Origin of the sequence: Nibribacter ruber (assembly GCF_009913235.1) — a bacterium.
Taxonomy (GTDB): domain Bacteria; phylum Bacteroidota; class Bacteroidia; order Cytophagales; family Hymenobacteraceae; genus Nibribacter; species Nibribacter ruber.
On sequence record NZ_CP047897.1, the window covers coordinates 4263404 to 4288217 of the forward strand.

Genomic DNA, 24814 nt, shown 5'->3' on the forward strand with positions numbered 1-24814 from the left:
GCATCTAGGCAGTCAAGTGCGAAGAAAATAGTTGGTGAAGCGAAGTGAGGAGGCCGCGGGTTTAACTTCTATTTTAAATCATAGGGGGGCACTTCCCAGACCGGCAAAGCGGGTGTTCCCAACTTACTGCTCACAGGCTGCTTTATTAGAGTTGCTGATCTCGTCTATGCTTTACTTGTCGGCTGCACCATGGCTGCACAGGCACCAGGCCTTTTCCATTCGCTTTTACTGTTTACCTCTGCTTTATTGTCTTTCTAGGGCAGACTTGGTTCTGTAAGGAGGCTGCTTAGGGAAGGCATCAAAAAATACGTGGTATCTGCCACCGCATTTGTACGGACCGTTTTGGCAAGAAATGACCGTAATTACTCACCTGCGGCTCAAATTCAGTGTTTATCCAGACCATTTGCCGTGTTTATTTTCCATTTTCAACGGCCTTGAAAACGTATATCTAGCTATACCTCTATAGAGGACTACTTCTATAGCTGAAGCAGAGTGTGTGATGTATCATTTAGATCCCAATGGCCATGCAAAGAATTATTTCACAGACGGTAAACGACAAGAAGATCATTCTTTTGCAAGGAGACGTGGACACCTGTGACCAAAGACTGAGCCGACGCTTGCAAAGCGTTCAGCGGCAGGGCAAAGAGTGCCATGTGTGGATTGACTGTGGTTCTGTGGAATGCATCAGGCAGCTGGGGGTGTGCCATTTCATTAACCAGCTCCTGGTGCTTCGCAACACCAACCCGCATATAGTATTGGTGCAGCCAGACCCTGTTCTGCAACAAGCCTTGGCTGTGTGCAAGGTGGATGGTTTGTTTACTTGTATTCCCAGTCTGGAGCAGGCGTATTTGGGCGTTTAGCCTGCCTTGCATCTGGTGGGCTAGGGAGAGATTACATGATGATGGATTTAGAGAAGTTTACAGAGTTGGCTGCCGCCCTCTCGTATATACAAGAACTGGGGTTCACCCACACCTTCCGGTGCCACGGCCAGCAATTGGTCTCTCTGGAAACCCGGCAGGCGTTTTCACAAGACAGGTTCCTGCTGGTGGCCTGCCACCGTTTCAGGACGGGGGCGCACAAAGACCTGCGGGTGGTGCTGTATGCCGTAGAAGGCCCCGAAGGCGCAAAAGGCATTGTGCTGGATGACTGCCAGAGCTACGGAGACAACTGCCTGGGCAATTTTCTGGTGAAGCTCAAGATGTGCCAGCTCCCGCCGGCGCAAGACGCCAAGCCCCTTCCTCCAGAAAAAAGACTGCCTCCGTTCAGGCGCGCTTCCTAGCCTTTGAAAAAGCTTGATTAGAATTTCAGCGGCACCATTTCGGCCCACAGCTCATTAAAATGCTGCAGATAGGCCTGCACCACCTTTGGGTCTGAGGAGACCAGTACGTTCTCATGATTGTAGAGTGCGGCGCTTCTGGTCCAGTTGTAGCTGCCGGTGAGCACGTGCGTGTTATCCAGCACGGCAAACTTGTGGTGCATGTGGTTGGGCGTCTCGTCTACCCGAATGGTCAGCCCGGCCTGGGCCAGTTCCCGTATGTCTGATCCTTTGTCAAACAGCTTTTCATTGTCAGTGAGCAGCTCAATGTTTATTCCCCGCTGGAACGCCTGCAGAATGGCCCTGGTAATGCGGTCATCAGAAATGGTGAACACGCAAATCTTAAGCGAAGTCTTGGCTGCCAGAATGTTGGAAATGATGGCGTTCAGGCAGTCATCGCCGGGGCTGAAAAACACGCCGGTTTTCAATTTAGACGAAGTAGGGGAGAAGAAAGAGCTCAAAGACATGGCAACTGGAAAACGTGAAGGGTGAAGATACAGGTTCAGGCCTGAAATTCTAACAGCCCACGGCGTTTTTGGCCTCTTTCCCAGAAAACAGGCCAAAAACGGAGCTTCCTTTTGGTGCTTTACGCTAGTGACGTGCCTTTACCTAAAAGCCCCTGCACCAGACTCTCCAATCGGGCCAGTCGCTCTTCTATAGAGGACGGGGACTTGAGGTACGTGCTATACACGCCTTCAATGCGCCAAATTTCTCTCACGTCTTTTACGGGCACCGCCAGGTACTCATAATCTGGGTTGTCGGCTTTCATGGACAGCGCGCCTTCCTGGGTGAGGCCTTGGTAGCGGCGGGCCATGATCTGCGCGTCTGTGACTACTACATACAATTCATTGGGTTGCAGATCTTCGGGCTGAGCAGGTAGGGCGGCGCAATACAGCAAATCGCCTGGACGGAGCCCGTGCTGCTGGTACTGCATCTCAGAGCCCTGGTGCTCAAAGGCGCGGTGCAAGGTAGTACTGGCGTTGGGCAAGGCAATGAAGGGCAAGCTTTCCAAAAACTCGCGCTCCTGCCTTCTGGTAAGATACGCTGCCTGCAATGCTCCCATCACCAAAACCGCCTTCTGCGCGGAAGGCTCAGGCGTATCTGCTACTTTTTTGAGCAGCTGGCTCTGGTGTAGGTCCCGTTTAAAGATGTCAAAGCCGTATAAATCATTGACGGTGAGTTCTTTGGTGATGAGAAGGTCCAGGCTTACGCCGAAGTGCCGGGCAATCTGAATGAGCGTGTCAATCTTGGGTTCAGAGCGGCCTTCTTCATAGGCACCCACGCTAGGGCGCGCTAAATCAAATAGTTGCGCGAAACCGGCCTGGCTCAAATTCTTGACCGTCCTGATTTTCTTAATGTTCTTCCCGATGCACGACATAAAAAATATTTTAAAAATAAACCTGCTACAATTTTGAGCGTATCTATTTTTTGTAGTATAATTGCCTTCGAAATCAGGACAAGATAAGGACTATTTCTGTAAATGTGGCTACTATTATGAGCAATGCTAGGTAAAACAAGAATTTCGCTGTTTTAGCACTCATAAAAAGAAGTTCCGGTAGAATGTCAGGATTATGAGCAGAAGTTGAGATAAGGTAAACCAGCAAGGCCTTCCAAATCGGAAACAGGCCAGCGGATAGGGAGAAAGACTGAAAGTAAATAAAGAGAACTATGAACCAGAGAACCAACACTTACATGGCCACGCTTTTCATCACCTTTGTCCTGGTGAAACTAGTGAAGGCGGTTCTGGGATTTGAGTACCATATCTTGCAGGAAGGTATTTTCAACCTGAAGTTTCTGGCAGACCTGGCCATGTGGGGAGTAAGCTACTATCTGGTGGATTTCCTGAGGCAGCAAATGTTCCAACCAAAGGCTTCGCGTTAGAGAGCTAGAGCGCACTCGCATAAAGACATACTATGGAAAACAACTACTTCTTAAAAGTAAAAGACTATCTGTTGGAGCTGGGTTTTCAGATTAGGCTGGAAGACCCCCATGACAAGGTGTTTGTGGTTGACAAGGAAAGCCTGGGCATTACCAACCTGGTCATTGGTTGCGCAGACCCGCTGCTGATCATGGAGCAATACCTGCTGGAACTGCCCAAGGTCACCGTGGAGATTTGCCAGAGCCTGCTCCAGAAAAACCGCGACATCATTCACGGAGCCTTTGTGCTGGATGAGACGGGCCAGAAACTCATCTTCCGGGACACGCTGCAAATGGCCAAACTAGACCTGCATGAGATTGAGGCTTCCCTCAACTCCCTTGCGCTGCTGCTGAGCGAATACTCAGACCAACTCATTCAATTCTCAAAAAACTAAAGAAACACGCTATGAATATTCTTAAACGCATTTTCAAAATAGGGCAGGCCGAAGCCCACTCGGCGGTAGACCAGCTGGAAAACCCCATCAAATTGACGGAACAGGGCATCCGGGACATGAAAGAAGACCTGGACAAGAGCCTGAGAGCCCTAGCCGAGGTCAAAGCCATGGCCATCAGGTCCAGTAACGACGTGGAAAACTACAAAGCCAAAGCCCAGGACTATGAAAGCAAGGCCGTGCAACTGTTGCAGCGCGCCCACCGCGGCGAACTGAGCGCCACCGAGGCAGACCGCCTGGCCGGTGAGGCCCTGGTCAAGAAAGAGGAAAACACGGCTTTGTCTGCCAATGCGCAGGAGGACCAGCTCAAGTTTGAGAAGAGCGTGGCCCAGATGGATGCCAACATTAAAACACTCAGGTCTACCATCAGCAAATGGGAGAACGAGCTGCGGGTCTTAAAGTCCAGGGTGACGGTGAGCAACGCCACCAAGACCATTAACAAGCAACTGGCCCAGATTGACTCGTCGGGCACGGTGGCGTTGCTGGAGCGCATGAAGGAAAAAGTTGCGGTAGAAGAAGCCCTGGCAGAATCATACGGCGAGATTGCCAATGAAAGCCGCTCCATTGACCAGGAAATTGAGAAGGCCCTGGAAACCAGCTCGGCGCAGAAATCGGCTAAAGAAGTAGAAGCCCTGAAAGCCAAACTTGGATTCACCACCTCGCCAGAAACCCCGGCAGAATAAGAAAGGCGCCAGCGTTTTTGGGCTGTTTTCCAGGAAATAGCCCAAAAACGGACAATGTCGGTTTTTGCCGGCTTTCGGCTCCTGCTGCTGGGCTGAGAAGTAGCGGTTCAGGGTTCCTGAGCTTGTATCTCTCTGCTTTGCAGAATTGAGGTTTGCAGTCCGTTGTTCAGGATTTCTACTCCTCGGCGAAGGCTAGGTCATAGAAAAATAAGCAACCTCTGGATATTTCAGAAAGCAGCAAGAGGGGAGAGAGCCAGGTGAGCACGCTATATAGAATTACCGCAAGACCCGCCACCGTTTTTGGCCTGTTTTCTGAGAAAGAGGCCAAAAACGAATCCTTCGTCCAGAATCAAGATGCAGTATTTCAAATTTAACGTCTAGCAAGGTGGGTAAAATTGGATTTATGTTTTTTGCGGCCTTGTGCTTGTGGGCCATCACCCAAGGGGTGGGCGGGTACCCGGCACCCATGGCTACTCTGCCAGGCCTCGCGCAGATGCGGGCAGAAGTCATCTTAGTGAGTGCAGACACGTGCCAAGACCTGTTTCTGCAATTGTTGCCCCAGGGGCTGCAACCGTAGCAAAATCTGCCTGATGCCGCTGGAAAAAGAAGCAACTGGCAAGAATTAGCCGCAGAAGTAATTGAGAATTTGTAGATTTAGAGGAGAGAACCCGCGTACGTATGATTGAACTTTTACAAGCCTCCTTTTCCAGTGCCAACGCCTTTGCCTCTGGGCTGCTCATTTTCGTGCTCATCTACTGGCTTACGGTCATCATTGGGTTGCTGGACCTAAGTTCCCTGGATGTGGATTTGGATACAGATGCAGACGTAGACGGCCTTTCTTCTATTGCCTGGTTCAACTCTGCACTCGCTTTTTTCAATTTGGGCAGAATCCCGCTCATGTTCTTCTTGTCCTTCTTCGCGCTGCCGTTCTGGGTAATGTGCGTGGGCGTGAATAGCCTGTTAGGCACGCAGGACAGTTGGTTGGGCGTGCTATTTATGTTCCCAATCGCTTTTTTTTGTCTTTTTATCGCCAAGCTGCTTACCTGGCCCTTTGTGAAGTTATTTACCATCATGGAGAAAGAAGAAGCGCCTAAAACCACGGTCATTGGGCAGATGTGTACCATCCTGCTGCCCGCCAATGCCACCCAGATAGGCCAGGCCGCCGTGAAAACCGCCGGATCGCCGCTCTTGCTCAACGTCAAAACCACCCAGGGCCACCTTGTCCAGAAAGGAGAGACCGCGCTGGTGATTGACTACCTTCCAGAAAACCAATTGTATTTAATAGAACCCTACGAATCCCTTTAATCTTATCCTTTTATGTTTCAATCTCTTACTCTAGCCACCACCGTCATGCTGGCGGTGATTGTCTTCGGGCTCTTTATTGTGATTATAAAGATGTACCGCAAAGCCATTCAGGGAGAAGCCATGGTGCGCACCGGCATGGGTGACACCAAAGTGTCCTTCTCCGGCATTTTTGTGGTGCCCATCATCCACAAGCTGGAAATGATGGACATCACCCTCAAAACCATCGTGATTGCCCGCACCGGCACCGAAGGCCTCATCTGTAAAGACAACCTGCGCGCTGATATTAAGGTGAACTTCTTTGTGCGCGTAAACAAGACTGCCGAGGACGTGGTGAACGTGGCGCAGTCCATTGGCTGTAAGCGGGCCTCAGACCCTTTGGCCCTGGAAAGCCTCTTTGACGCCAAGTTCTCAGAAGCCTTGAAGACCGTTGGTAAGCACTTTGACTTCGTGGACTTGTACCAAAGCCGCGACGAGTTCAAGCGCCAGATCCTGGCCACTATTGGCACTGACTTGAACGGTTATATCCTGGATGACTGCGCCATTGACTATTTAGAGCAGACCCCGCTTTCCAGCCTGAATGAGAACAACATCCTGGACGCTGAAGGTATCAAGAAGATCATTGACCTGACCGCCAAGCAGAAAGTACAAGCCAACCTGATTGAGCGCGAGCGCGAGAAAACCATCAAGAAGCAAAACGTAGAAGCGCAGGAAACCATTCTGGAGCTGGAAAAACAGCTAGCCGAGAACCAGGAAAAGCAGCGCCGCGAGATTGCCTCCATCAAAGCCAGAGAATCTGCCGAGATTGAGAAAGTAACCCAGGAACAGCGCATGATCTCAGAAAGAGCCCGCATTGCCACAGATGAAGAAGTACAAATCTCTGAGCAGAACCGCGACCGCCAGATCTTGGTAGCCGAGCGCAGCAAACAGCGCACAGACGCCATTGAAACCGTGCGCGTTGAGCAGGCCAAACTCTTGGAAGAAAACGAGATGCAACGCATTGTGGCCCTGGCTCAGATTGAAAAAGAGAAAGCCGTAGAAGAAGAGCGCAAGAACATCCAGGCCATCATCAAAGAGCGCGTGGTAGTGGAGAAAGCCGTGGTGGAGGAAGAAGAGAAAATCAAGGACACCAAAGCCTTCGCCGAAGCCGAGCGTATCAAATCTGTGGCCATTACTACGGCCACCATGGAAGCCGAAGAAGCCCTGGTGAAAGAGATCAAAGGTGCTGAGGCTGCCCGTCAGGCCGCTGAGTTCAGAGCGGAGCAGTTATTGATTGACGCCGAGGCCGAGAAAACTTCTTCTGTCAACCGTGCCCAGGCCATAAAAGTAATGGCCGAAGCCGAAGCAACCCATGCCGCTGCCGTTGGTTTGTCTGAGGCCCAGGTGATGGAAGCCAAGGCCGCCGCCCGCCAGAAAGAAGGCGAAGCCGAAGCCGTGGTAACCGAGCGCCAGGCCATTGCCAGCGCCAAAGCCACCAAAGTACAAGCAGAGGCCCAGGCCGAAGCCGATGAGAAACTAGGTCTGGTGGCCGCCAAGGTAACCCAGGAAAAAGGCCTTGCCGATGCGTCCATCATTGCCAATCTGGCCGCCGCTGAAGAGAAACGTGGTTTAGCCGAGGCCCGCGTGAGCGGTGAGAAGTTCACCGTTGAAGCCAAAGGTATTGAAGAGAAGGCAGACGCCATGAAGAAACTGGACGGCGTAGGCAAAGAGCACGAAGAGTTCAAGCTGCGTCTGGAGAAAGACAAAGCCATTGAACTGGCCCACATTGACATCCAGAAAGAGATTGCCGCCGCCCAGGCCAGCGTGATTTCTGAGGCCTTGAAAGCGGCCAAAATTGACATTGTAGGCGGGGAGACCATGTTCTTTGACCAGATTGTAGGCTCCATCACCAAGGGCAAGCAGGTAGACCGCCTGGTGGCCAACAGTGAAGTGCTGGGCACGGTCAAAGAAGCCTTCTTCCAGAAGGACGGCAACGGACACATTGACTTCAAGGCCAACCTGCAGCGCTTTATCACCCAGTTCGGCATGGACACCGAAGACGTGCGCAATCTGAGCGTTTCGGCCCTGCTCCTGAAAATGATGCAGCAGAAAACCCTGGATGACGCCACCGCCAACACCCTCAAGGAATTGACCTCTACGGCTACGGCCCTTGGTCTGGGTGACCAACCGGTGTACACGCTCAACTAAGGTCCTCATCCTCAGGGCGCTCTTTAAAAAGGGCGCCCTGAGGAACCATCGGGGAAAATAGAAAGGGAAGAGTGGAGTCAGGATCGTTTTTGGGCTTTTTTCTAGGAAACAGGCTAAAAACGAAAGAAGAGCGTTCAAAATAGGACTACGCTAGAAAAAATATTGAAAAACCTTAGAAGAGTGGGCTTCGGCTTTTACCCTTCACCGGAAATCAGTAGCTTTATTTTCACAGGTAATAATTTTTGACCCTTATCCTTTACGCATGAAAGCCCTCGCCCTTTCTATTGTTTTCGGTGCCGCCGTCCTGACCTCAGGCCTGGCGCAAGCCCAGACTAAAACTGCCACGCCGGCTAGAAACCGCGCTGCCTATACGCTTCCGCAACAATTCAACTCCCTTAAGTTCAGGTCTTCTGCTTACACAGAAAATGGCCAGAGTTACCGGGTGGTACGTGAAAGCGGGTTAGACGCCTTGCTCAAAAGCGTACAGGACACGCTCCAGTTGCGCCAGCAAAGCATTAAGAACGCCGGCAAAGACGTAGCCGTGGCGTTAGAAAAGGCCAAGCAGGAAATAACCGATCAGAAGGCGCAGATTCAGGCGTTGCAGCAGGAGAATGCCAAGAAAGAGCAACAATTGCAGCAAGGCGCGCATGACGTGGCCAGCCTGTCTGTATTGGGAATGGACATGGACAAGCAGATGTATGTGTGGCTGAGCCTGGGCATTATTTTGGGCTTAGGCATCCTGTCAGCGGTGTTGTCTGTCATGTACAAGAAAAGCAACGTGGAGGCCCAGGAGAAGATTGACGCCTATGAAGAGGTAAGCGAAGAGTTTAAGAACTACAAGCAGGCCGCCCGTGAGAAGGAAATCAAACTCAAGCGCGACCAGCAGTCTGAGGCTAACAAGGTAGAAGAGCTCAAACAACAGCTTGCCCAGTTGAGAAACTAGGGGATTGAGGTTGGTATAAGGTGTTTTCTGCGGCGCTCCTTCTTTTGCGTTTCCTTTTTTATGGAATTTCCTGTTCAGAGAACAAATAAATAAAGTGGTGCGCCTCCCAACTGAAAGAGCTTTGGGAGGCCAGCACCCATCTGTTTTTGGCCTGTTTTCTAAGAAATAGGCTAAAAACGAACCTTATACCATACTACCTCGCCCGCACAACCATTTGATTTCCCTTCTGCAAGGAGAACATGGGGTGAGGTACAACCTTTACTACCATGAGCACTGTTACTCCAGATACCAATACTCCCACTTCAAATGCCCCCGTTCAGTTAGAAGGCGGCACCTATGAAATTCTGCGTAACCGTTTAGCCAAGAGCGGCGGCGAGCTGCGCGGGTTGCTGGACCAACTCAACCAGGAACGGAAAGAAGTCTTCGGGGCGATTGAAACCAAACTGCTTACCACGGAGCGCGTCACCACAGAGCACAACTGCGTGCCCTGGGACATGGTGCCGGTAGGAGAACAGCTGCTGTTTGGCTACAACGTGCACCTGGGCCTGAAGACCGACGTGGAACTGAGCGACGTGTTCAGCGTCTATCTTTACCAGAACCACACTTTTCAGCAGCAGGGGCTGGAGCTTATCAACCACGCGGAATTTCTGGACGAGTTTCAGAAGCTGTACAAATACTACAAGAACACGCAGTTTGTCAAGTTTGCCGTCCAGGGCGTGCACCTGTTCATGGTGTTTCGCATAGGGAAAGGCGTCAATGACATCAAAACCTTTAAATGGGCGCTACAGGCCGGAAAAATCACCTACCTGGACAACCGCTCAGACCATGAATACAGCTTCCCCAACCAGCATGACTTCGCCTGGAAACGCGTTGCCAGAGAGGCGCACCGCCCGGGCAAGCACCCTCACATCTCCATTGAAGACAAGGTGTTTGTGGAAACCATTGGCGGCGACCTCACTATCAAGGTAGAAGACAATACAGACACCGGGCAGGGCATTTACTCTGAGCCCGTGGAGGACAAAGACCAGACCCTGGATGATTCTGAGCTGTATTACGCCCTCATCGGGAACCTGATTCTGCTCAAGATCAAGCCCTACCGTGAAAACAACTACCGCTACATCGTTTACAACGCCAAATTGAAAGAGGCGCGGCGCATTGACGCCCTTCAGGATTGCTGCGTGTTTCTGCCAGAGGACCAAGGCATCATTTACGCCTATGGCTATTACCTGCAGACCGGCGAGTTCAAAAGCTTTGACAACGGCTTGCAGGAGATGCTGTTTGAGAAACGCATTGCCTCGCCCAACGGCGAAGATTTCCTGTACGTCTTCTACAACAAGCAGACTGGCGTGTACCTGCTCCTGAGCTACAACCTCATCACCCAAAAGATTGAGAGCCCCATCATCTGCCACGGGTACGCCATCTATGAGAACGGCGAGCTCTGCTATTTCAGGGCAGACGAGGAGCCCAAAAAGCACCATGCCCTCCAGATTTGGCAGACGCCGTACATTGGCAGCAACTACACCATTCCGGTTACCAAAGAGAGTTTCCTGTACAAGATAGGCAACAAAGAAATTGTGCGGGCCATGGCCGAGTGCACCGAGATTCTGACCCTGGTCCACAAAGAAGACTCCTATGACAACCTGTACCTGGACCTCATCAAGCTCACCTCAGACTTACTGGATTCCTACCACTGGTTGGGCAAAAAAGAGACGTTTGCGTTAGCGCAGCCCCTCACGGCCATCAGGCAGACGGCCACCGCCGCGGTTGAGGAATTTGAGAAGGTCATAAGCATTAGAAAAAACACCCAGACTCAGGTAGAAACGGTATTGGGCACGGCAGATGCGTTGTTGGCCAAACTCAAGCTGCAGAGCGCCGGGCACATTAATGAGTATGTGAAAGCCTTAGCGGATGTGCGTTCAGTGCGCGGCGAAGTGATTTCTTTGAAGGAGTTGCGCTACGCAGACTTGGTGCGCATTGAGCAGTATGAGGCCCAGTTGCAAAGTTTCAGCCAGGAGCTGGCCAACCAGACTGTAGACTTTCTGCTCAAGCCAGATGCGCTGGCTCCCTACCAGCTACGGGTAAGTGACATTACCGCCAGCATAGACAAGATTGCCAAAGTGGTGGAGGCTGACGCCACTGACAAGGAGATTGCGGCCGTGAGTACAGAGCTGGAGATGCTCATTGAGATTGTGAGCAACCTCAAGATGGAAGATGCCACCCAGACCACGCGCATAGTAGACGCCATCTCCACCATTTATGCGTCCTTCAACAAAACCAAAGCCACCCTCAAACGCAAGCGGCAGGAGCTGTTGAGCAGTGAAGGCCAAGCCGAGTTCAACGCACAAATCAAACTCATCAGCCAGAGCGTCATCAACTTTTTGGACGTCTGTGACACGCCCCAGAAATGCGAAGAATACCTGACCAAGCTCATGGTGCAATTAGAGGAGCTGGAAGGGCGCTTCTCTGAGTTTGACGCCTTTTTAGAAATCATAGCCGACAAGCGTGAAGAGATTTACTCTGCGTTTGAGAGCAAGAAAGCCGCCCTGCAGGAAGCCCGCAACAAACGCGCCACCACCCTGCAACAAGCCGCCGACCGCATTCTCAAAGCCGTCCAAAGCCGCCTGGGCAAGCTGGGCACCGTGGCCGAAATCAACGGTTACTTCGCCTCAGATTTGATGATGGAGAAGGTGCGCACCACCGTAGACGAGCTTCTGGCTATGGGCGACACGGTGAAAGCCGATGCCATCCAGAGCCGCCTGAAAACCCTTCGCGAGGACGCTGTGCGCCAGCTCAAAGACAAGAGCGAACTGTTTGTAGAAGGCCAGAACGTGCTCAAGTTTGGCACCCACCATTTTACGGTAAACACCCAGCCGCTGGAACTGAGCATTGTGCACCGTGACGAAGCCATGTACTACCACCTCACCGGCACCAGCTTCTTTGAAAAGATAATAGATGAGCGTTTCCTGAGCTTCCGGCCCGTTTGGGAGCAGTCGCTTGTCTCAGAAAATAACCAGGTGTACCGCGCTGAGTACCTGGCGTTCCAGATTCTGCAGGCCGCGCAGCAGGCAAAAAACATAGCCGCCCCGGCAGATGGCCAGGAGGGAACATTGCAGCTCCTAACGTTAGACCAATTGCATACGCTGTCGTCAGGAGAGTTGCTGGAATACGTGCAGAAGTTCATGGCCTCCCGGTTCAATGAGGGCTACCTGAAGGGCGTGCACGACCAGGACGCAGCCCTGATCCTGACCTCACTGGTGCGCCTGTTCAAGACGGCAGACCTGCTCCGCTACACCGCCACTAATCGCGCGCTGGCCCGTTGTTTTTGGGCTGTTTTCCTGAAAGAAGGCCAAAAACAGCTGTTCCATCACCAGCTTAAAGGCGTAAGCGCCATCTTACAGGTGTTCCCAGAAACGCATCAGTTTGACAACATCAAGGCAGATCTGCAGCGTGAGCTTAAGGTATTCCAGCAGGAGAGTGGTTTGTTGCCAGAGGCTGATCCATTAGCCGCTGGCGAGTACCTGTTCTTTGAACTCACCCGCAACGACCAGTTCATCTCCAGCGCTCAGGCCGCCGAATTGGTGCAGAACTTCCAGCAGTACCTTTCTGAGAAAAAGGCGTGGACCATGTTTGAAGCATCAGTCTCGGCTTTGGAAGAAAACAAAGTTGAGCAGCTGGAACTGTTGCAACATTGGCTCAAGGCGTACCTGTCGCAGGCAAATCTGGCAGCAGATATTGAATATGTACCAGAGGCAGCCGTGCTCTTATTTTTACAAGACCTGAAGCCCAAGCAAGTGGTGCACGCCCACCTACGTGAGGTCTTGGCAGGCATGCAGGGCACGCACCCGCTGTTGCAGGAGCAAAAGTATCAATTGCACTTCCACGGGTTCCAGCAGAAACTACATGGCTATGAGGAGCAGGTGGTGAGCCAGTTTAAGGCGTTCCATGCGCTTAAGCACCAGATGACCGCCGCCTTTGAAGAGGAGTTGCGGTTGCAGGAGTTCAAGCCGCGGGTCATGTCTTCCTTCGTCCGGAATAAGTTGATTGACCAGGTGTACCTGCCGCTCATTGGCGCCAACCTGGCCAAGCAGATGGGCACCGCCGGTGAAACCAAACGCACCGATCTCATGGGCATGCTGCTATTGCTGTCGCCGCCGGGTTATGGCAAGACCACGCTCATGGAGTACATCGCCAACCGCTTGGGCATCATCTTCATGAAGATTAACGGACCGGCCATCGGGCACCAGGTCACCGCGCTGGACCCTACGGAGGCTCCCAACGCCGCCGCCCGCGAAGAGCTGGAAAAGCTGAACCTTTCTTTTGAGATGGGCGACAACGTCATGATCTACCTGGACGACATTCAGCACTGTAATCCTGAATTCCTGCAGAAGTTTATCTCGCTCTGCGATGCCCAGCGCAAGATTGAGGGCGTATACAAAGGCCGCAGCCGAACTTATGACTTCCGGGGGAAGAAAGTGTGCGTGGTCATGGCAGGAAACCCCTACACCGAGACGGGTGACAAGTTCCGGATCCCTGACATGCTAGCCAACCGCGCCGATATTTACAACCTGGGCGACATCATTGGGGATACCGAGGACGTGTTCAAGCTGAGCTATCTGGAAAACTCACTTACCTCCAATACCGTGCTGGCAAAGCTGGCAGCCAAAAGCCAGAAAGACGTGTACGCGCTGGTGCAACTGGCCCAGACCGGCAGCAATGAAGGCATGGAACTGGAAGCAAGCCACACCGCCGAGAAAATCAACGAGTACGTGGCCGTCCTGAAAAAGCTTCTGCATGTGCGCGACGTCCTGTTGAAGGTGAACCTGGAGTATATCCGGTCGGCGGCCCAAGCCGATGAGTACCGCACTGAGCCTCCGTTCAAACTGCAGGGATCGTACCGCAACATGAACAAGCTGGCAGAGAAGATCATGCCCATCATGAATGAGGCCGAACTGCACACCCTCATCTTGTCGCATTACCAATCAGAGTCCCAGACCCTGACCACGGGCGCCGAGGCCAATATGCTCAAGTTCAAGCAGCTCATCGGGGTAGCCACGCCAGAGGAAACCCAGCGTTGGGAAGACATCAAAACCGCCTTCGTCAGAAACAACAAGCTCAAAGGATTCGGGGATGGCAACCAGGTAGGGCAGGTGCTGGCGCAGATGGAGAACATCTCTGACGGCCTTTCTGGAATTAAGCAGGTGCTGGGAGAGAGGCAGGTTCTGACCACTCCGCCAACCCCTCTGTCAAATTGATAGCCGAATCCTAAAAAGTCGTTTTTGAGCTGTTTTACCCAAAACTGCCCAAAAACGACTTTAGTCAACATTAAGCGATTATCCACCTAGTCTTAACCTGAATGGCCCAGTTTCATCATACATTTTCAGACCCGTTCAGCTCAGAGGAAGTGGATTTGGGTTACGTAGACGGTGGCCAGCTCAAGCAGGTTTTCCGGGAATTTGCGTGGGAGGAGTGGCTTCAGAAGATGGAAGACTCTGCCATTGATGATTTTCATTTTTCGCCCACCTTGAATGTTTTTCAAAAAGAGCAGAAGCGGGAAATGCTGCTGTCTGCCCTAAAAGACAAGGGGAAGCTTATTTTCTATGTGTCTTACCGGCGGCCGCAAAAGGTGAAAAGGCTGTTCGGGCTCATGGAAAGGTTTGAGGAGAAATACACCACTGAGGTATTAGACCAAACCAAAGAGCAAGCCGCCCAACTGCTTCAGGCATTCATAGAGGGAGACGCAGCCTACCTGAATGAAAAAGTAAAGTAAACGCGGCACATTAGCTCCTTTGGCTATTTTTGGTGAGAATACACAGGCGGTAAGAGAAAGAGCGGTGCCCTTTCCGGGAGGGAGTCTACTTCTTGGTTAGGGGGACTTTCCAGATACCCAGCCTTTCCTTAACTTACCCGCTCTATCGGATCATATCCTTCACCTACAAAGCCATGGACTTAAATCAAATATTGTTGCAAGAGTTTACCCGCGAAGCCAAAAGCACCCGCCGAATGCTGGAACGGGTGCCGGACGAAAAGTTGGACTGGCAGCCGCACGCCAAAAGCTTTTCCCTGGGTAAACTGGCCGCCCACGTGGCAGAAATCCCCAGTATGTTCATCAGCAATGTTCTGCAAACCGAGGAGACAGACTTTGTCAAGCAGAAATTCAAGCCCTTTCACGCAAGCACCACCCAGGAACTTGTAGACTTCCATGACCAGGTGGTGGCCCAGGTCACCGAGGCCCTCACCCAAGCCTCAGCTGAGGAGTTTGGCAAGACCTGGACGTTGCGGCACGGAGAGAACGTGATCATGGCCATGCCCAAGGCGGCCGTCATCAGATCCGTGGCCATGAACCACCTTATCCATCACCGCGGGCAGCTGTCTGTGTACTTGCGTCTGCTGGACGTTCCGGTGCCGGGCATGTACGGCCCCACCGCCGATGAGGCCTTTGCTGGCTAACTGTTCACCCACTTTTACCAAAGTCCCGTTTTTAGCTTCTTTTCTGAGAAATAGGCTAAAAACGGGTTTTGTGTTTTCCCTCCTTGCCCCAAAGGGCCTTCATTGCGCTTAGAACAGGCAAACTTTTGTGAGACTGTTGAAAAATTTCCTCCATCCGGCAAAACCCAACCTGCTAGAAAGTCCGTATTTCTACCATGACTTAAACATGCGTTTTTTGCTGGTTTTAAGGGAAACAGGCTATAAACGGTAATCTTTAGAAGGAAAAGATGCCGGAGTCTGGTCCCGGTTGAATTAAAACTCGCGTAGAAAACGTTACCTTTAAAGTCAGTTATAGATATAAATTTGTGCCGAAGGCGTATTATTCATCTGTAGCCTTCTCATCACCTAATTGTTATTTATGGCGACGCCAAGATTTTTGCAACCCACCGGCTTTCACTCTGAGCTGAAAAATAGGATTAATCAGTATTTCAAGGACCGGGGCACCTCGCCCACCGGCAACTACAAACTATACACCAAGGCGGTCATCCTGGTGGCAAGCCTTCTGTTCCTGTACGTGCACCTGGTGTTCTTTACGCCTGCCACCTGGCTGGCCCTGGTAGAATGCGTATTGCTGGGCGGCGTGACGGCGGCCATTGGCTTTAACATCATGCATGACGGCGGCCACGGCAGCTTCAGCAAGAAAAAATGGTTGAATGAACTGGCCGGTCTTTCCCTGAACGTGATGGGCGCCAACATTTTCATGTGGACCACCAAGCACAACGTCATTCACCACACCTACACCAATATTGACGGCGTAGACGATGACCTGGACGCGCGCCCGTTCCTGCGCCTCTGCGAGAACCAGAAACGCCTGGGCATACATAGATACCAGCATTTCTATTTCTGGGGAGCCTATTCCATGCTCTACATCTACTGGATTTTCTTTACAGACTACGTGAAGTACTTTACCCAGAAGGTAGGCGATATTCCTCTCAAGAAAATGAAGCGCTCTGAGCACATCTCGTTCTGGGCTTTCAAAGTGCAACACTTTTTAATGTTTGTGGTGGTGCCTATTTACATGGTGGGGTTCTTGCCTTGGCTGGTAGGTTTCTTGGTATATGGCATGTTCACGGGTCTGGTACTCAGCATTGTGTTTCAGCTGGCACACACCGTAGAAGACGCCCATTTCCCGGTGGCCTGTGAGCAGACCAACAAGATTGAAGACGAATGGGCCATTCATCAGTTGCGTACCACGGCCAACTTCGCTACTAAAAACAAAGTGGTGTCTTGGCTAACCGGCGGATTGAATTTCCAGATAGAGCACCATTTGTTCCCTAAAATCTCCCACGTACACTATCCTGAGATCAGTAAAATCATAAAACAGACTTGTGCTGAATACAAAATTCCGTATATTGAGTACGCAAAAACAAGAACGGCCATTGCTTCGCACATTTCTCACCTGAGATATCTGGCCAAAGCTGCATAAGCTCCCATACTCGATCTAACAAACAAAACGTCAAGGCCTGAATCCACCAGATTCAGGCCTTGACGTTTTTAGGCTGGTTTTAAGGATTAATTCAGGCTGAAGGAGAGGGGTAAGGTGGTTTGGGTGTTGAACCTGGTTTTTAAGCTATCATCTTGTGCCGTTATTGATGGGGCGCGGGCCAATGGCCAAAACGGTTTTCTTCTATTGGATTTCTTTGGGGCAGGGGTTATTTGCGTGGTTTGTTCTTATGCTTTTGTGCACGCATTCCGCTATTCCTTCGTAGTCTCTTTCTTCCGGTGCGCACTCCCTTTCTTGTTTCATTGTGTCTGCTATGCGCTCACGGCCGCGGGGCCCCGTCCTGGCCCTTCGCGCTGCTGTTGTTTGTGGGACTTTGTCCCCTCCGCCGCTCACCGCGGCGCACAAACACCAGAGGCGCTCAGGATCAGTACTGGTAAAGGTGGGGTCTGCTAAGGTCTGATGGTTGGTAAGGCTAATTGCAGGCAATAGCCTTGGCTGCCGCTGCAGAGTCGTTCGCGCTGGCGCACGGTTTTTATCTGCTTACACGTGACCGGCCCGGCCTTGCGGCCGTCTGCCGATTGTAGCGTCGTTCGGTGGAACGACGCTGCTGTTTTTGGCCTCTTTTCCAGAAAACAAGCCAAAAACAACAAGGCCCGCTCCCATGGGAACGGCCTTGTTGACTACACTTATTAATCACTAGTCATTAATTATTACTTCAGGTAGCGTTCAAAGAACTCATAGGTGCGGAGCATTTGGTCAATGCGTTGGCGGTTGTTGCCGGTGCGGGTGATTTCATGGGTGGCCCCGGGGTGGCGGACGTATTCTACGGGCCGGTTCAGGATTTTGAGGGCCTTGTAGAGCATTTCGCTTTGGATGACGCCCGTGCGTAGGTCATTTTCGCCGTGGAAGATGATGAGCGGCGTGGTGATGTTCTGCACGTAGGTGAACGGCGACTCGCTCTGGATGATGGCTTTGTTTTCGGTCTCCCAAGGATAGCCGCCAAAGTAGTTTGGCACCAAACGCCAAGCGTTTCCTTCGCCAAAGAAGGTGGTCAAATCATACACGCCCCGCTGTGAGCAGGCCGCCTTGAAGCGCTTGTCATGACCCAAAATCCAGGAGACCAGGTAGCCGCCGTAAGACCCGCCCGTAACGGCCAGTTTAGACGTGTCGGCCCAGCCTTGGGCCACGGTTTTGTCAAGAGCGGTTAACACGTCGCTGGCCGGGCCGGCGCCCCAGTCCTTGATGTTGGCGCGCATGAACTCTTCGCCGTACCCACCAGAGCCGCGCGGGTTGCTGTACACCACGCCATAGCCCCTGGACGCGAAGTACTGGTACTCGTGCCACATGCTGCCCTCGCCGGGTCCCCACATGGCGGTAGGTCCTCCGTGAATCTCCAGCAAAAGCGGATATTTCTGACCGGCCGTAAAGTTGGTGGGCTTCATGACCCAGTATTCTATCGTTTGGCCTTTGTCATTGGTGAAGGTGTGTTTCTCTGGCTGGCTCAGCTTTTTGTTTTTCACCCAGTCATAATTGAAGGAGGTGAGGCGCTTGGCGTTTTTGGCATCGGCATTGGCCGTGTAGAGCTCATTGGGGTTGGCTACTTCGGTCTTCACAAATACCAGTTGGCCTTTCTTCAAGTCAAAGCTGCCCACGCCGGCGGTAAAGTCGGTGAGCTGGGTGATTTTTTTGCTTTTCACATCGGCGCGGTTCAGGACGAAGCCCCCGTTAGACGGTGAGACAAAGTACAGGTTCCGTTCCTTTTCATCCCAGGTGAGGTTGCTTTTGGTACGATCATAAGGCAGGGAGACTGTGTTGGCCAGGGAACCGTCTACAGGCATGACGGCCAGCACCGGGTTCGCCACCTCCATGACCGGGCTGTACTGGAAGGCCAGCATCTTGCCCGACGGGGACACGGACACGCCGTTGTAGGAGAAGCCTTTCTTAGAGACCAGCGTTTTAAGGCCCGTGCCGTCAGCGTTGATGAGGTAGATGGAATTCTCCAAGGCGCGGGTAGGGTTTTCCTCTGCGCTGGCATCTCCCTCAAAGACGATCTGTCTGCCATTGTTCACAAACTGCCCGTTAGAGCTGGACACGAAACCAGGCGTCAAATCTTTGGCCGTTGCGCCCGGCTTGGTGTCTATGATGAAAATGTGAGATAGGCTGATGTTTGACGAGGTGGTAGACTCTTCCTGAAACGACAGTTGGTTGATGACCTTGGCCTTGTTGTCCTTCTCGTTCTGGTCCAGATAGCTTCTGATCTCAGCGAGGGAACCGTCTGGATTGGCTTTGGCGGCGTTGGGGCGCAGGTGCTCGTTCTGGAAGAAACCCGGTTTCTCATAAGACCATTTTGGCACATCGTGGGTGGGGTTGAGCAGCGAGTCTGCCAACAGTTCCCGCAAGGCTATGCCCGAGGTGAACAGGAGTTGTTGCCCATTTGGGCTCCACTGTGGTTGGCTGGCGCCGTATTTAAATTTGGTCAGCTGCACGGGCTCGCCGCCGGCAAAGGACATCAAAAAAATCTGAGGCTTGCCGTCTGCCACGCGCACGAAGGCCAGTTGCTTACCGTCTGGGCTCCAGGTGGGTTGGGATGAGTTGCTGGTGCCGTAGGTGAGCTGCCGCGCCGGGGCGCTGCCGTTGGCGGGTTGCAGAAACAGCTGCGTCACGTACTTGTACTCGTTTTTCTGGGCGGCGTCTGGCTCAATGCTGGTGACGGTAAAGGCCACCTGTTTGCCGTCTGGCGAAAGCGCCACTGATCCCATCTGCTTGATTTTGAGCAGGTCTGTGATCTGGATGAGGCTGTTGTCCTGCTGCGCGAAACCACAGGAAAGGCTTACCCACCAGAAAAGCAGGAAAGCGAGGCATCTTTTGTTCATGTTCGGTTGGTGTGGAGGTTTGGAAGTAAGCGCTGGTGTAAATCTATCTTTTGCAAAGCCCAATGCCATTGCCAGAACCTACCTCTGCCTTTTACGCGCACCATAGCCTCGCTACGCTGCTCAGAAAAGGCATCTGCAGAAGTCCGCTCTGCCTGTATTCGCCCGCAAAATCAAAATTGAAACCAGTTCTAAGGCGATATAAAAAGCCCTGCCTTAAATCTAGAAAAAATCCACCAACTCCTACCTTTCACGTGCCTTACTTTTCTGGTACCAAACGCTTGTCCCTCGTTTTTGGCATATTTCCTGGAAAACAAGCCAAAAACAAACGGGCTCTTATGATTTGTAAATCACAAGAGCCCGGGTGCACTTAATTTCCTGTCATCCTAAGCGGCGCCTACCGGGCTTGCTCAATCTGCTGGACAAGGTCCTCGTCAGATAAGCTGTCTAGCCAGTCTTTGGCTACCTCCAGCCTCACCGTCTGGGCCTGTCCGCTGGGCGTGCAGACCACCGTCACCTGGCCATTGTCTGTCTCACTGAGTTCGGTGGCTTTCTCTGCCGCGTCTCCCTCTAAGCCCGCATACGCCTGCACGCACGTCCAGGTAAGATTGTCCTTGTCCGTTACTTCCCGCTGAATCATGTCTGTCAATTAGAAATTAGAAATTAAAAATTACGAATTGGGTTTAACGTGATTATGCTGGAAAAGGTAGACCGTCCTCCGTTTTTGGCCTGTTTTCTGGGAAATAACCTTAAAACGGGTTGTTGAGGAGATGTGAAGATGTGTAGATGTGAAAATTTGAGGATTTGAAAATTTGAGAAGGAGGGGATATGAAACTTATGACTCCCTCACTATTGTCATCCTGAAAGGATCTTGGGGGCAAGTTAGATAGGCCGTTGCCAAACGTCAATATCTCTGCTTCAAGTTTATAACTTGGAGCTTTGGTTGGGGCAAGTTTATAAACTTGTGAAAACCGCATTCTTCCTTCTTTCCACCAACGCAAGTTTGGAAACTTGCTCCTAGGTTACCCACAAGTTACCTCTCCGCTCAAACTTTCGGGAGGGATAATTTTACATCTCCACATCTCCAAATTCACTCAATCACTCATTCACTCATTCACTCAATCACTCAATCACTCATTCACTCAACGTCACCCAGCAAAGTCAAAGGCATTGATGTAGCCGGCCATGTTTTCCAGAAAAAGATGAACGTGAAAGCCGTCTCCTAAGGCATGGTGGAGGGCGATGCTGAGCGGGAGGAAAACCTTCTCCTCACGGGTTTCCAGCCGTCCGAAGGCGATTTTGGGAATGCCCGGGTCTTGTTGGTTGATCTGGAAGGCGTGTTCCATGCCTTTGAAAGGAAACCACGGCAGCGTGGTCACGTGCAGGTTGTCTGGGCCCTGGTAGCCATGGAAAAGGCCAGGGCTGGATTTTACTTCCTGAATCACCTGTTGGGCCGAAGCGCAAAAATCAGTCAGCGAGTCCTGGAACGGGAAGTGCGCGAAAGCAATGGTCTGGTTGTCTTTGAGCAGCGTGGTGGAAATGTCCAGGCCATCGTACTTGATCGGTTTTCCGTCTTCCAGGCGGTATAGGAAATTCTCAGTGGTTCTGGCGGCTTGCAGGGTCACGTACAAGTAAGCCAGAAACACCGAAGTCTGGGTGCGCTTGCAATAGGCGTAAAGCGGCGTAAGGTCTACCTCGGTGTGCACGTTAAAGAACGGCTGGTCAAAATTCTTGAAGAAGGTAAACTGCTCTTCGCGGTCCCAGCCTTGCAAAAGAATGGGTTGTTTACTGTATCTGGAAGTCATAGGTACTGATTCTTTTCTCTAACTGGGATGGATGAATGTGTAAAATGGTGGCGCCCTTTACCTGTACCAGCCGTTCCTCTTCCAACTGCCCAAGGAGCCGGTTCAGGTTGCGCTGCGATGTGCCCAGAAACTCAGTGAGCAGGCTCTTGGTGATGTGCAGGTCGCTTATCTGTGCAAGTTCCCGCAGTACAATGAGCAAAGTGTAATACAGGCGGTTGGTGCTCTGGATGGACGTCTGCAAAGACGTGTTGACTAGTTTAGAAGCCATGGAAGTGTGCACCAGCAGGTTGAAGTCGGGTTCTTGGGCCAGCATCTGCAGAAACTTGTCGCGGGACAGGTAATGGAACGTGCAGTGGGTGAGGGCGTGCACGGTGCAGATGTAGGGAATGTCCAGGATAGCCTCCACGTCGCCTTCCATCTCGCCGGGGCCAAACACGCCCAACGTAAACAAAGGGCCGTTGGCGGTGGCGCGTGTGACCTTCACCAGTCCCGAAGCCAAAACATACACGCCTTTGGGTTTTTCGCCTTGTTGCAGCAACTCTGACTGCGCAGGCACGGTTACCACGGTGCTTTGGTAGCGGGCGAGCACGGCAGGGTGCGCCTGGAGAAAATGCGACACCCGGGTGCGGTATTCTGTGAAAAACTGCTCTTCCATGCCACAAACTTACGGCCTTGCCTCAACCCACCCAAGGACATTTGTCTTTCAGGCTGGCAGCAGGAGGAGAAAACTCGTTCAAGTCAGAGCTACGTCCGTTTTTGGCCTGTTTCCTAGGAAGTAGGCCAAAAACGCCTTCACCCCGAAAGCTTTCCTCAGCAGGTACAACCGCAGGTGTTAGCTTGTAGTTAGCCTAGAGGCAGGTTGCAAACGTGCATAGATAAGAAAAGACCAGAAGGCGGTTTGCTTCTATGGCACCACCAGAGGCTTGCCCTATGGAAGAAAGCCTTGCCTTTCAGCTTAGAAACTCAGAAAAGCCTTTTGTAGGGAATAGAAAAAGCCACGCAATGTGGGCGTGGCTCTCGTGAGGTTGGGAGGTCTGTTTGAAAAGGCTATTCTATTGTGTAAACCACTCCGGCATTTCTAATCCGCCTAGGTACGGCTCTACCACGTGCAGGGCGTTGGCGGGCTCATAGAACGTACTCACAACTTGCAGGGGGCCTCGGTTCCAGACTTCCACAAACCGCTGGTCAATGTAGAACAGTTGGACGGTCCAATCCTTGTGCTGCCGGTTGGCCAGATAGGCGCCTTTCTGGGCCAGTTCCTGGGCCTGTAACCACGGCGGAAGCTTTCTGAAGATGGAATATTCTAGCATGGTTTCTTAAAAGGTGGGGGTCACTTCAAAAGCAAAAATAAGGCAAATAAGTTTCCGGGAGAAGCCCCAGCGGTTCTGGGTAAACCCACAGTTCTGGCGTACGGGAAACGGAGAAAGAAAAGAATAAAGCCTTGACGGCCAGCATTCCTTTCCTAAATTAGCAACCATGAAAACTATGAAGACTACACTTGGTCTGGGAAAGTCCTCCCAACTACCTAAGGCCCTTTTGGTCGCTTTGCTTTTGTCATCACCGGCGGTGGTACAGGCGCAAAACGCCAACCAGACGCAAACCCAACCGGCAAAGAACCCAGTGGTGGAAGCCATTGTGAAAGAAGCCACCCAAAATTCTCAGCTAGAGTCCTTGGCCCATGAGCTGCTGGACGTGATTGGTCCGCGTCTGGTGGGTTCTCCTGAGATGAAGCAGGCCAACGACTGGGCCGTGGAGAAGTACAAAGGCTGGGGCATCATGGCCCGCAATGAGAAGTGGGGCGAATGGCGCGGCTGGCAAAGGGGCACCTCGCAGATAGAAATGGTGTCGCCCAGAGTAAGGTCTCTGGAGGGCACGCAACTGGCCTGGAGCCCTGCCACCAAAGGCAAAGGCGTTACAGCTGAGTTGATGGTACTGCCAGACGTCCAAGACTCCGTTTCCTTCCAGAAGTGGCTGCCCAACGTGAAAGGCAAACTGGTCATGGTCTCTATGTACCAACCCACCGGCCGCCCCGACTACAACTGGCAGGAATTTGCCACCAAAGAGTCTTTTGAGAAAATGAAGGCCCAGCGCACGGCCCAGACCGAAGCCTGGCGTGATAAATTCACCAAAATGGGGTATACCTCCCGCACGCTTCCGGTGGCCCTGGAGAAAGCGGGAGCCGCCGGCGTGGTCATGTCTAACTGGTCTGCCGGTTTTGGCGTGAACAAGATTTTCAATGCCTATACCAAGAAGATTCCTACGGTAGACCTTTCCCTGGAAGACTATGGCATGCTGTACCGCATGGTAGAAGCCGGCGACAAGCCCAGAATCAACATCAAAGCCAATTCTAAGGAGTTGGGCGTGCAGCCTACCTTCAACACCATCGCAGAAATCAAGGGCTCAGAAAAACCAAATGAATACGTGATCCTGTCGGCGCACTTTGACTCTTGGGACGGTGGCACCGGCGCCACAGACAACGGCACCGGTACCATTGTCATGATGGAGGCCATGCGCATCTTAAAGAAAATCTACCCCAACCCGAAGCGTACCATTTTGGTAGGCCACTGGGGCAGCGAAGAACAGGGTTTGAACGGCTCGCGTTCTTTTGTAGAGGATCATCCTGAGATTGTGCAGAACATTCAGGCGGTCTTCAACCAGGACAACGGCACGGGCCGCGTGGTGAACATCTCGGGGCAGGGCTTCCTGCATGCCTATGACTACATTGGCCGTTGGTTGTCTGCGGTGCCGGCCTCTATCCGGCAGCCCATTGAAACCAACTTTCCGGGCATGCCGGGCGGCGGCGGTTCTGACCACGCTTCCTTTGTGGCTGCGGGTGCTCCAGCTTTCTCTTTGAGTTCTTTGAGCTGGTCATATGGCACCTACACCTGGCACACCAACCGCGACACGTATGACAAGATTGTGTTTGATGATGTGCGCAGCAACGCCATCTTAACGGCCATCTTAGCCTACATGGCCAGTGAGGACCCAGTTAAAACTTCCAGAGAGCGCATTGTGCTGCCGGTCAACCCAAGAACGGGCCAACCTAGCACCTGGCCTGCCCAAAGTAAGCCTACCCGTAAAGGCGGCCTGGAATAAAGTTGGCAAGGAAAGCTAACTGGTTGGCTTCAAACCTACACCTGCATTAAAATAAAAGCGCCTTCCTTTAAGCAAAATAAAGCTTGAAGGAAGGCGCTTTTATTATTCAAGGCAAGTGGGCAATAACTAGATTCTGTTTGAATATAATAATTTCGATAAATATTATAATAGTTAAATTTGCGCGCTTGGTTTGTTTGCATGGTTTAAATTCAAATAATGGTGGAAGAGTACGGAAGGGGTCAGATAATGAAAGTAATAGAGTAGGTTTAAAGCTGAAATGGAGGATGTTTAATGTAACTACATTCTTTGTATAG

21 protein-coding genes are annotated in these 24814 nt (G+C 51.9%); 14 read left to right on the plus strand and 7 right to left on the minus strand.

What is annotated here, in order from left to right; all coding sequences use genetic code 11:
* Nucleotides 1–524 precede the first annotated feature (524 nt).
* Nucleotides 525–860: an STAS domain-containing protein gene (locus GU926_RS18015; protein WP_160694372.1), complete on the plus strand. Its 336-nt coding sequence runs from the start codon at nucleotides 525–527 to the stop codon at nucleotides 858–860.
* A gap of 35 nt (nucleotides 861–895) precedes the next feature.
* Complete coding sequence (locus GU926_RS18020) at nucleotides 896–1279, plus strand: hypothetical protein (protein ID WP_160694374.1); 384 nt, start codon at nucleotides 896–898, stop codon at nucleotides 1277–1279.
* Nucleotides 1280–1296: 17 nt separating this feature from the next.
* On the opposite strand, the gene GU926_RS18025 is transcribed toward GU926_RS18020, so the two are convergent.
* Together GU926_RS18025 and GU926_RS18030 are read right to left on the minus strand one after the other, a co-directional pair.
* A complete protein-coding gene (locus tag GU926_RS18025; RefSeq protein ID WP_160694376.1) occupies nucleotides 1297–1782 on the minus strand; it encodes a phospholipase D-like domain-containing protein in 486 nt (161 codons plus the stop codon).
* A 119-nt stretch (nucleotides 1783–1901) separates the two neighbouring features.
* On the minus strand, nucleotides 1902–2693 hold the full coding sequence (locus tag GU926_RS18030) for an XRE family transcriptional regulator (RefSeq protein ID WP_160694378.1): 792 nt from the start codon (nucleotides 2691–2693) through the stop codon (nucleotides 1902–1904).
* 290 nt (nucleotides 2694–2983) lie between these two features.
* On the opposite strand from GU926_RS18030, the gene GU926_RS18035 reads away from it, so the two are divergent.
* From GU926_RS18035 to GU926_RS18085, 11 genes are all read left to right on the plus strand, one after another.
* Complete coding sequence (locus tag GU926_RS18035) at nucleotides 2984–3196, plus strand: hypothetical protein (protein WP_160694380.1); 213 nt, start codon at nucleotides 2984–2986, stop codon at nucleotides 3194–3196.
* 32 nt (nucleotides 3197–3228) lie between these two features.
* Nucleotides 3229–3627 (plus strand): YbjN domain-containing protein, encoded by a 399-nt coding sequence (locus GU926_RS18040; RefSeq protein ID WP_160694382.1) that lies wholly within the window; start codon nucleotides 3229–3231, stop codon nucleotides 3625–3627.
* Nucleotides 3628–3638: 11 nt separating this feature from the next.
* Nucleotides 3639–4367: a PspA/IM30 family protein gene (locus GU926_RS18045; RefSeq protein ID WP_160694384.1), complete on the plus strand. Its 729-nt coding sequence runs from the start codon at nucleotides 3639–3641 to the stop codon at nucleotides 4365–4367.
* 403 nt (nucleotides 4368–4770) lie between these two features.
* The gene (locus GU926_RS18050; protein WP_160694386.1) at nucleotides 4771–4944 is read left to right on the plus strand and encodes a hypothetical protein; all 174 of its coding nucleotides are present in this window, start codon (nucleotides 4771–4773) and stop codon (nucleotides 4942–4944) included.
* Between the two features lie 101 nt (nucleotides 4945–5045).
* On the plus strand, nucleotides 5046–5672 hold the full coding sequence (locus GU926_RS18055; RefSeq protein ID WP_160694388.1) for an OB-fold-containig protein: 627 nt from the start codon (nucleotides 5046–5048) through the stop codon (nucleotides 5670–5672).
* 12 nt (nucleotides 5673–5684) lie between these two features.
* On the plus strand, nucleotides 5685–7856 hold the full coding sequence (locus tag GU926_RS18060) for a flotillin family protein (protein WP_160694390.1): 2172 nt from the start codon (nucleotides 5685–5687) through the stop codon (nucleotides 7854–7856).
* A 262-nt stretch (nucleotides 7857–8118) separates the two neighbouring features.
* A complete protein-coding gene (locus GU926_RS18065; RefSeq protein ID WP_160694392.1) occupies nucleotides 8119–8799 on the plus strand; it encodes a hypothetical protein in 681 nt (226 codons plus the stop codon).
* Nucleotides 8800–9065: 266 nt separating this feature from the next.
* Complete coding sequence (locus GU926_RS18070; RefSeq protein WP_160694394.1) at nucleotides 9066–14051, plus strand: DNA repair ATPase; 4986 nt, start codon at nucleotides 9066–9068, stop codon at nucleotides 14049–14051.
* 101 nt (nucleotides 14052–14152) lie between these two features.
* The gene (locus GU926_RS18075) at nucleotides 14153–14566 is read left to right on the plus strand and encodes a hypothetical protein (protein WP_160694396.1); all 414 of its coding nucleotides are present in this window, start codon (nucleotides 14153–14155) and stop codon (nucleotides 14564–14566) included.
* A 173-nt stretch (nucleotides 14567–14739) separates the two neighbouring features.
* Nucleotides 14740–15246, plus strand: coding sequence for a DinB family protein (locus GU926_RS18080; RefSeq protein ID WP_160694398.1), 507 nt, complete (start codon nucleotides 14740–14742; stop codon nucleotides 15244–15246).
* A gap of 397 nt (nucleotides 15247–15643) precedes the next feature.
* Complete coding sequence (locus GU926_RS18085) at nucleotides 15644–16711, plus strand: fatty acid desaturase family protein (protein WP_160694400.1); 1068 nt, start codon at nucleotides 15644–15646, stop codon at nucleotides 16709–16711.
* Nucleotides 16712–17439: 728 nt separating this feature from the next.
* Here GU926_RS18085 and GU926_RS18090 read toward each other — a convergent pair.
* The 5 genes from GU926_RS18090 to GU926_RS18110 all read right to left on the minus strand — a co-directional run bounded on the left by GU926_RS18090 (nucleotide 17440) and on the right by GU926_RS18110 (nucleotide 22714).
* Nucleotides 17440–19602: a S9 family peptidase gene (locus GU926_RS18090; RefSeq protein WP_160694402.1), complete on the minus strand. Its 2163-nt coding sequence runs from the start codon at nucleotides 19600–19602 to the stop codon at nucleotides 17440–17442.
* 394 nt (nucleotides 19603–19996) lie between these two features.
* Nucleotides 19997–20239: a hypothetical protein gene (locus tag GU926_RS18095; RefSeq protein ID WP_160694404.1), complete on the minus strand. Its 243-nt coding sequence runs from the start codon at nucleotides 20237–20239 to the stop codon at nucleotides 19997–19999.
* A gap of 508 nt (nucleotides 20240–20747) precedes the next feature.
* Entirely contained in the window at nucleotides 20748–21404 is a 657-nt protein-coding gene (locus GU926_RS18100) for a CatA-like O-acetyltransferase (RefSeq protein WP_160694406.1), read from the minus strand.
* Complete coding sequence (locus tag GU926_RS18105; RefSeq protein WP_160694408.1) at nucleotides 21385–22059, minus strand: Crp/Fnr family transcriptional regulator; 675 nt, start codon at nucleotides 22057–22059, stop codon at nucleotides 21385–21387. The genes GU926_RS18100 and GU926_RS18105 overlap by 20 nt, the downstream gene beginning before the upstream one ends.
* Nucleotides 22060–22456: 397 nt before the next feature.
* Complete coding sequence (locus GU926_RS18110) at nucleotides 22457–22714, minus strand: hypothetical protein (RefSeq protein WP_160694410.1); 258 nt, start codon at nucleotides 22712–22714, stop codon at nucleotides 22457–22459.
* Between the two features lie 175 nt (nucleotides 22715–22889).
* Here GU926_RS18110 and GU926_RS18115 point away from each other — a divergent pair, with 175 nt between their 5' ends.
* On the plus strand, nucleotides 22890–24500 hold the full coding sequence (locus tag GU926_RS18115) for a M20/M25/M40 family metallo-hydrolase (RefSeq protein WP_160694412.1): 1611 nt from the start codon (nucleotides 22890–22892) through the stop codon (nucleotides 24498–24500).
* Nucleotides 24501–24814: the final 314 nt, after the last annotated feature.

What these genes read in the sequence shown, in the direction of transcription:
- GU926_RS18065 (WP_160694392.1), top strand. Translation starts at nt 8,119, where the DNA reads ATGAAAGCCCTCGCCCTTTCTATTGTTTTCGGTGCCGCCGTCCTGACC.
- GU926_RS18060 (WP_160694390.1), top strand. Translation starts at nt 5,685, where the DNA reads ATGTTTCAATCTCTTACTCTAGCCACCACCGTCATGCTGGCGGTGATT.
- GU926_RS18110 (WP_160694410.1), bottom strand. Translation starts at nt 22,714, where the DNA reads ATGCTAGAATATTCCATCTTCAGAAAGCTTCCGCCGTGGTTACAGGCC.
- GU926_RS18075 (WP_160694396.1), top strand. Translation starts at nt 14,153, where the DNA reads ATGGCCCAGTTTCATCATACATTTTCAGACCCGTTCAGCTCAGAGGAA.
- GU926_RS18020 (WP_160694374.1), top strand. Translation starts at nt 896, where the DNA reads ATGATGATGGATTTAGAGAAGTTTACAGAGTTGGCTGCCGCCCTCTCG.
- GU926_RS18025 (WP_160694376.1), bottom strand. Translation starts at nt 1,782, where the DNA reads ATGTCTTTGAGCTCTTTCTTCTCCCCTACTTCGTCTAAATTGAAAACC.
- GU926_RS18015 (WP_160694372.1), top strand. Translation starts at nt 525, where the DNA reads ATGCAAAGAATTATTTCACAGACGGTAAACGACAAGAAGATCATTCTT.
- GU926_RS18095 (WP_160694404.1), bottom strand. Translation starts at nt 20,239, where the DNA reads ATGATTCAGCGGGAAGTAACGGACAAGGACAATCTTACCTGGACGTGC.
- GU926_RS18105 (WP_160694408.1), bottom strand. Translation starts at nt 22,059, where the DNA reads ATGGAAGAGCAGTTTTTCACAGAATACCGCACCCGGGTGTCGCATTTT.
- GU926_RS18050 (WP_160694386.1), top strand. Translation starts at nt 4,771, where the DNA reads ATGTTTTTTGCGGCCTTGTGCTTGTGGGCCATCACCCAAGGGGTGGGC.
- GU926_RS18030 (WP_160694378.1), bottom strand. Translation starts at nt 2,693, where the DNA reads ATGTCGTGCATCGGGAAGAACATTAAGAAAATCAGGACGGTCAAGAAT.
- GU926_RS18035 (WP_160694380.1), top strand. Translation starts at nt 2,984, where the DNA reads ATGAACCAGAGAACCAACACTTACATGGCCACGCTTTTCATCACCTTT.
- GU926_RS18045 (WP_160694384.1), top strand. Translation starts at nt 3,639, where the DNA reads ATGAATATTCTTAAACGCATTTTCAAAATAGGGCAGGCCGAAGCCCAC.
- GU926_RS18100 (WP_160694406.1), bottom strand. Translation starts at nt 21,404, where the DNA reads ATGACTTCCAGATACAGTAAACAACCCATTCTTTTGCAAGGCTGGGAC.
- GU926_RS18040 (WP_160694382.1), top strand. Translation starts at nt 3,229, where the DNA reads ATGGAAAACAACTACTTCTTAAAAGTAAAAGACTATCTGTTGGAGCTG.
- GU926_RS18115 (WP_160694412.1), top strand. Translation starts at nt 22,890, where the DNA reads ATGAAGACTACACTTGGTCTGGGAAAGTCCTCCCAACTACCTAAGGCC.
- GU926_RS18055 (WP_160694388.1), top strand. Translation starts at nt 5,046, where the DNA reads ATGATTGAACTTTTACAAGCCTCCTTTTCCAGTGCCAACGCCTTTGCC.
- GU926_RS18080 (WP_160694398.1), top strand. Translation starts at nt 14,740, where the DNA reads ATGGACTTAAATCAAATATTGTTGCAAGAGTTTACCCGCGAAGCCAAA.
- GU926_RS18085 (WP_160694400.1), top strand. Translation starts at nt 15,644, where the DNA reads ATGGCGACGCCAAGATTTTTGCAACCCACCGGCTTTCACTCTGAGCTG.
- GU926_RS18070 (WP_160694394.1), top strand. Translation starts at nt 9,066, where the DNA reads ATGAGCACTGTTACTCCAGATACCAATACTCCCACTTCAAATGCCCCC.
- GU926_RS18090 (WP_160694402.1), bottom strand. Translation starts at nt 19,602, where the DNA reads ATGAACAAAAGATGCCTCGCTTTCCTGCTTTTCTGGTGGGTAAGCCTT.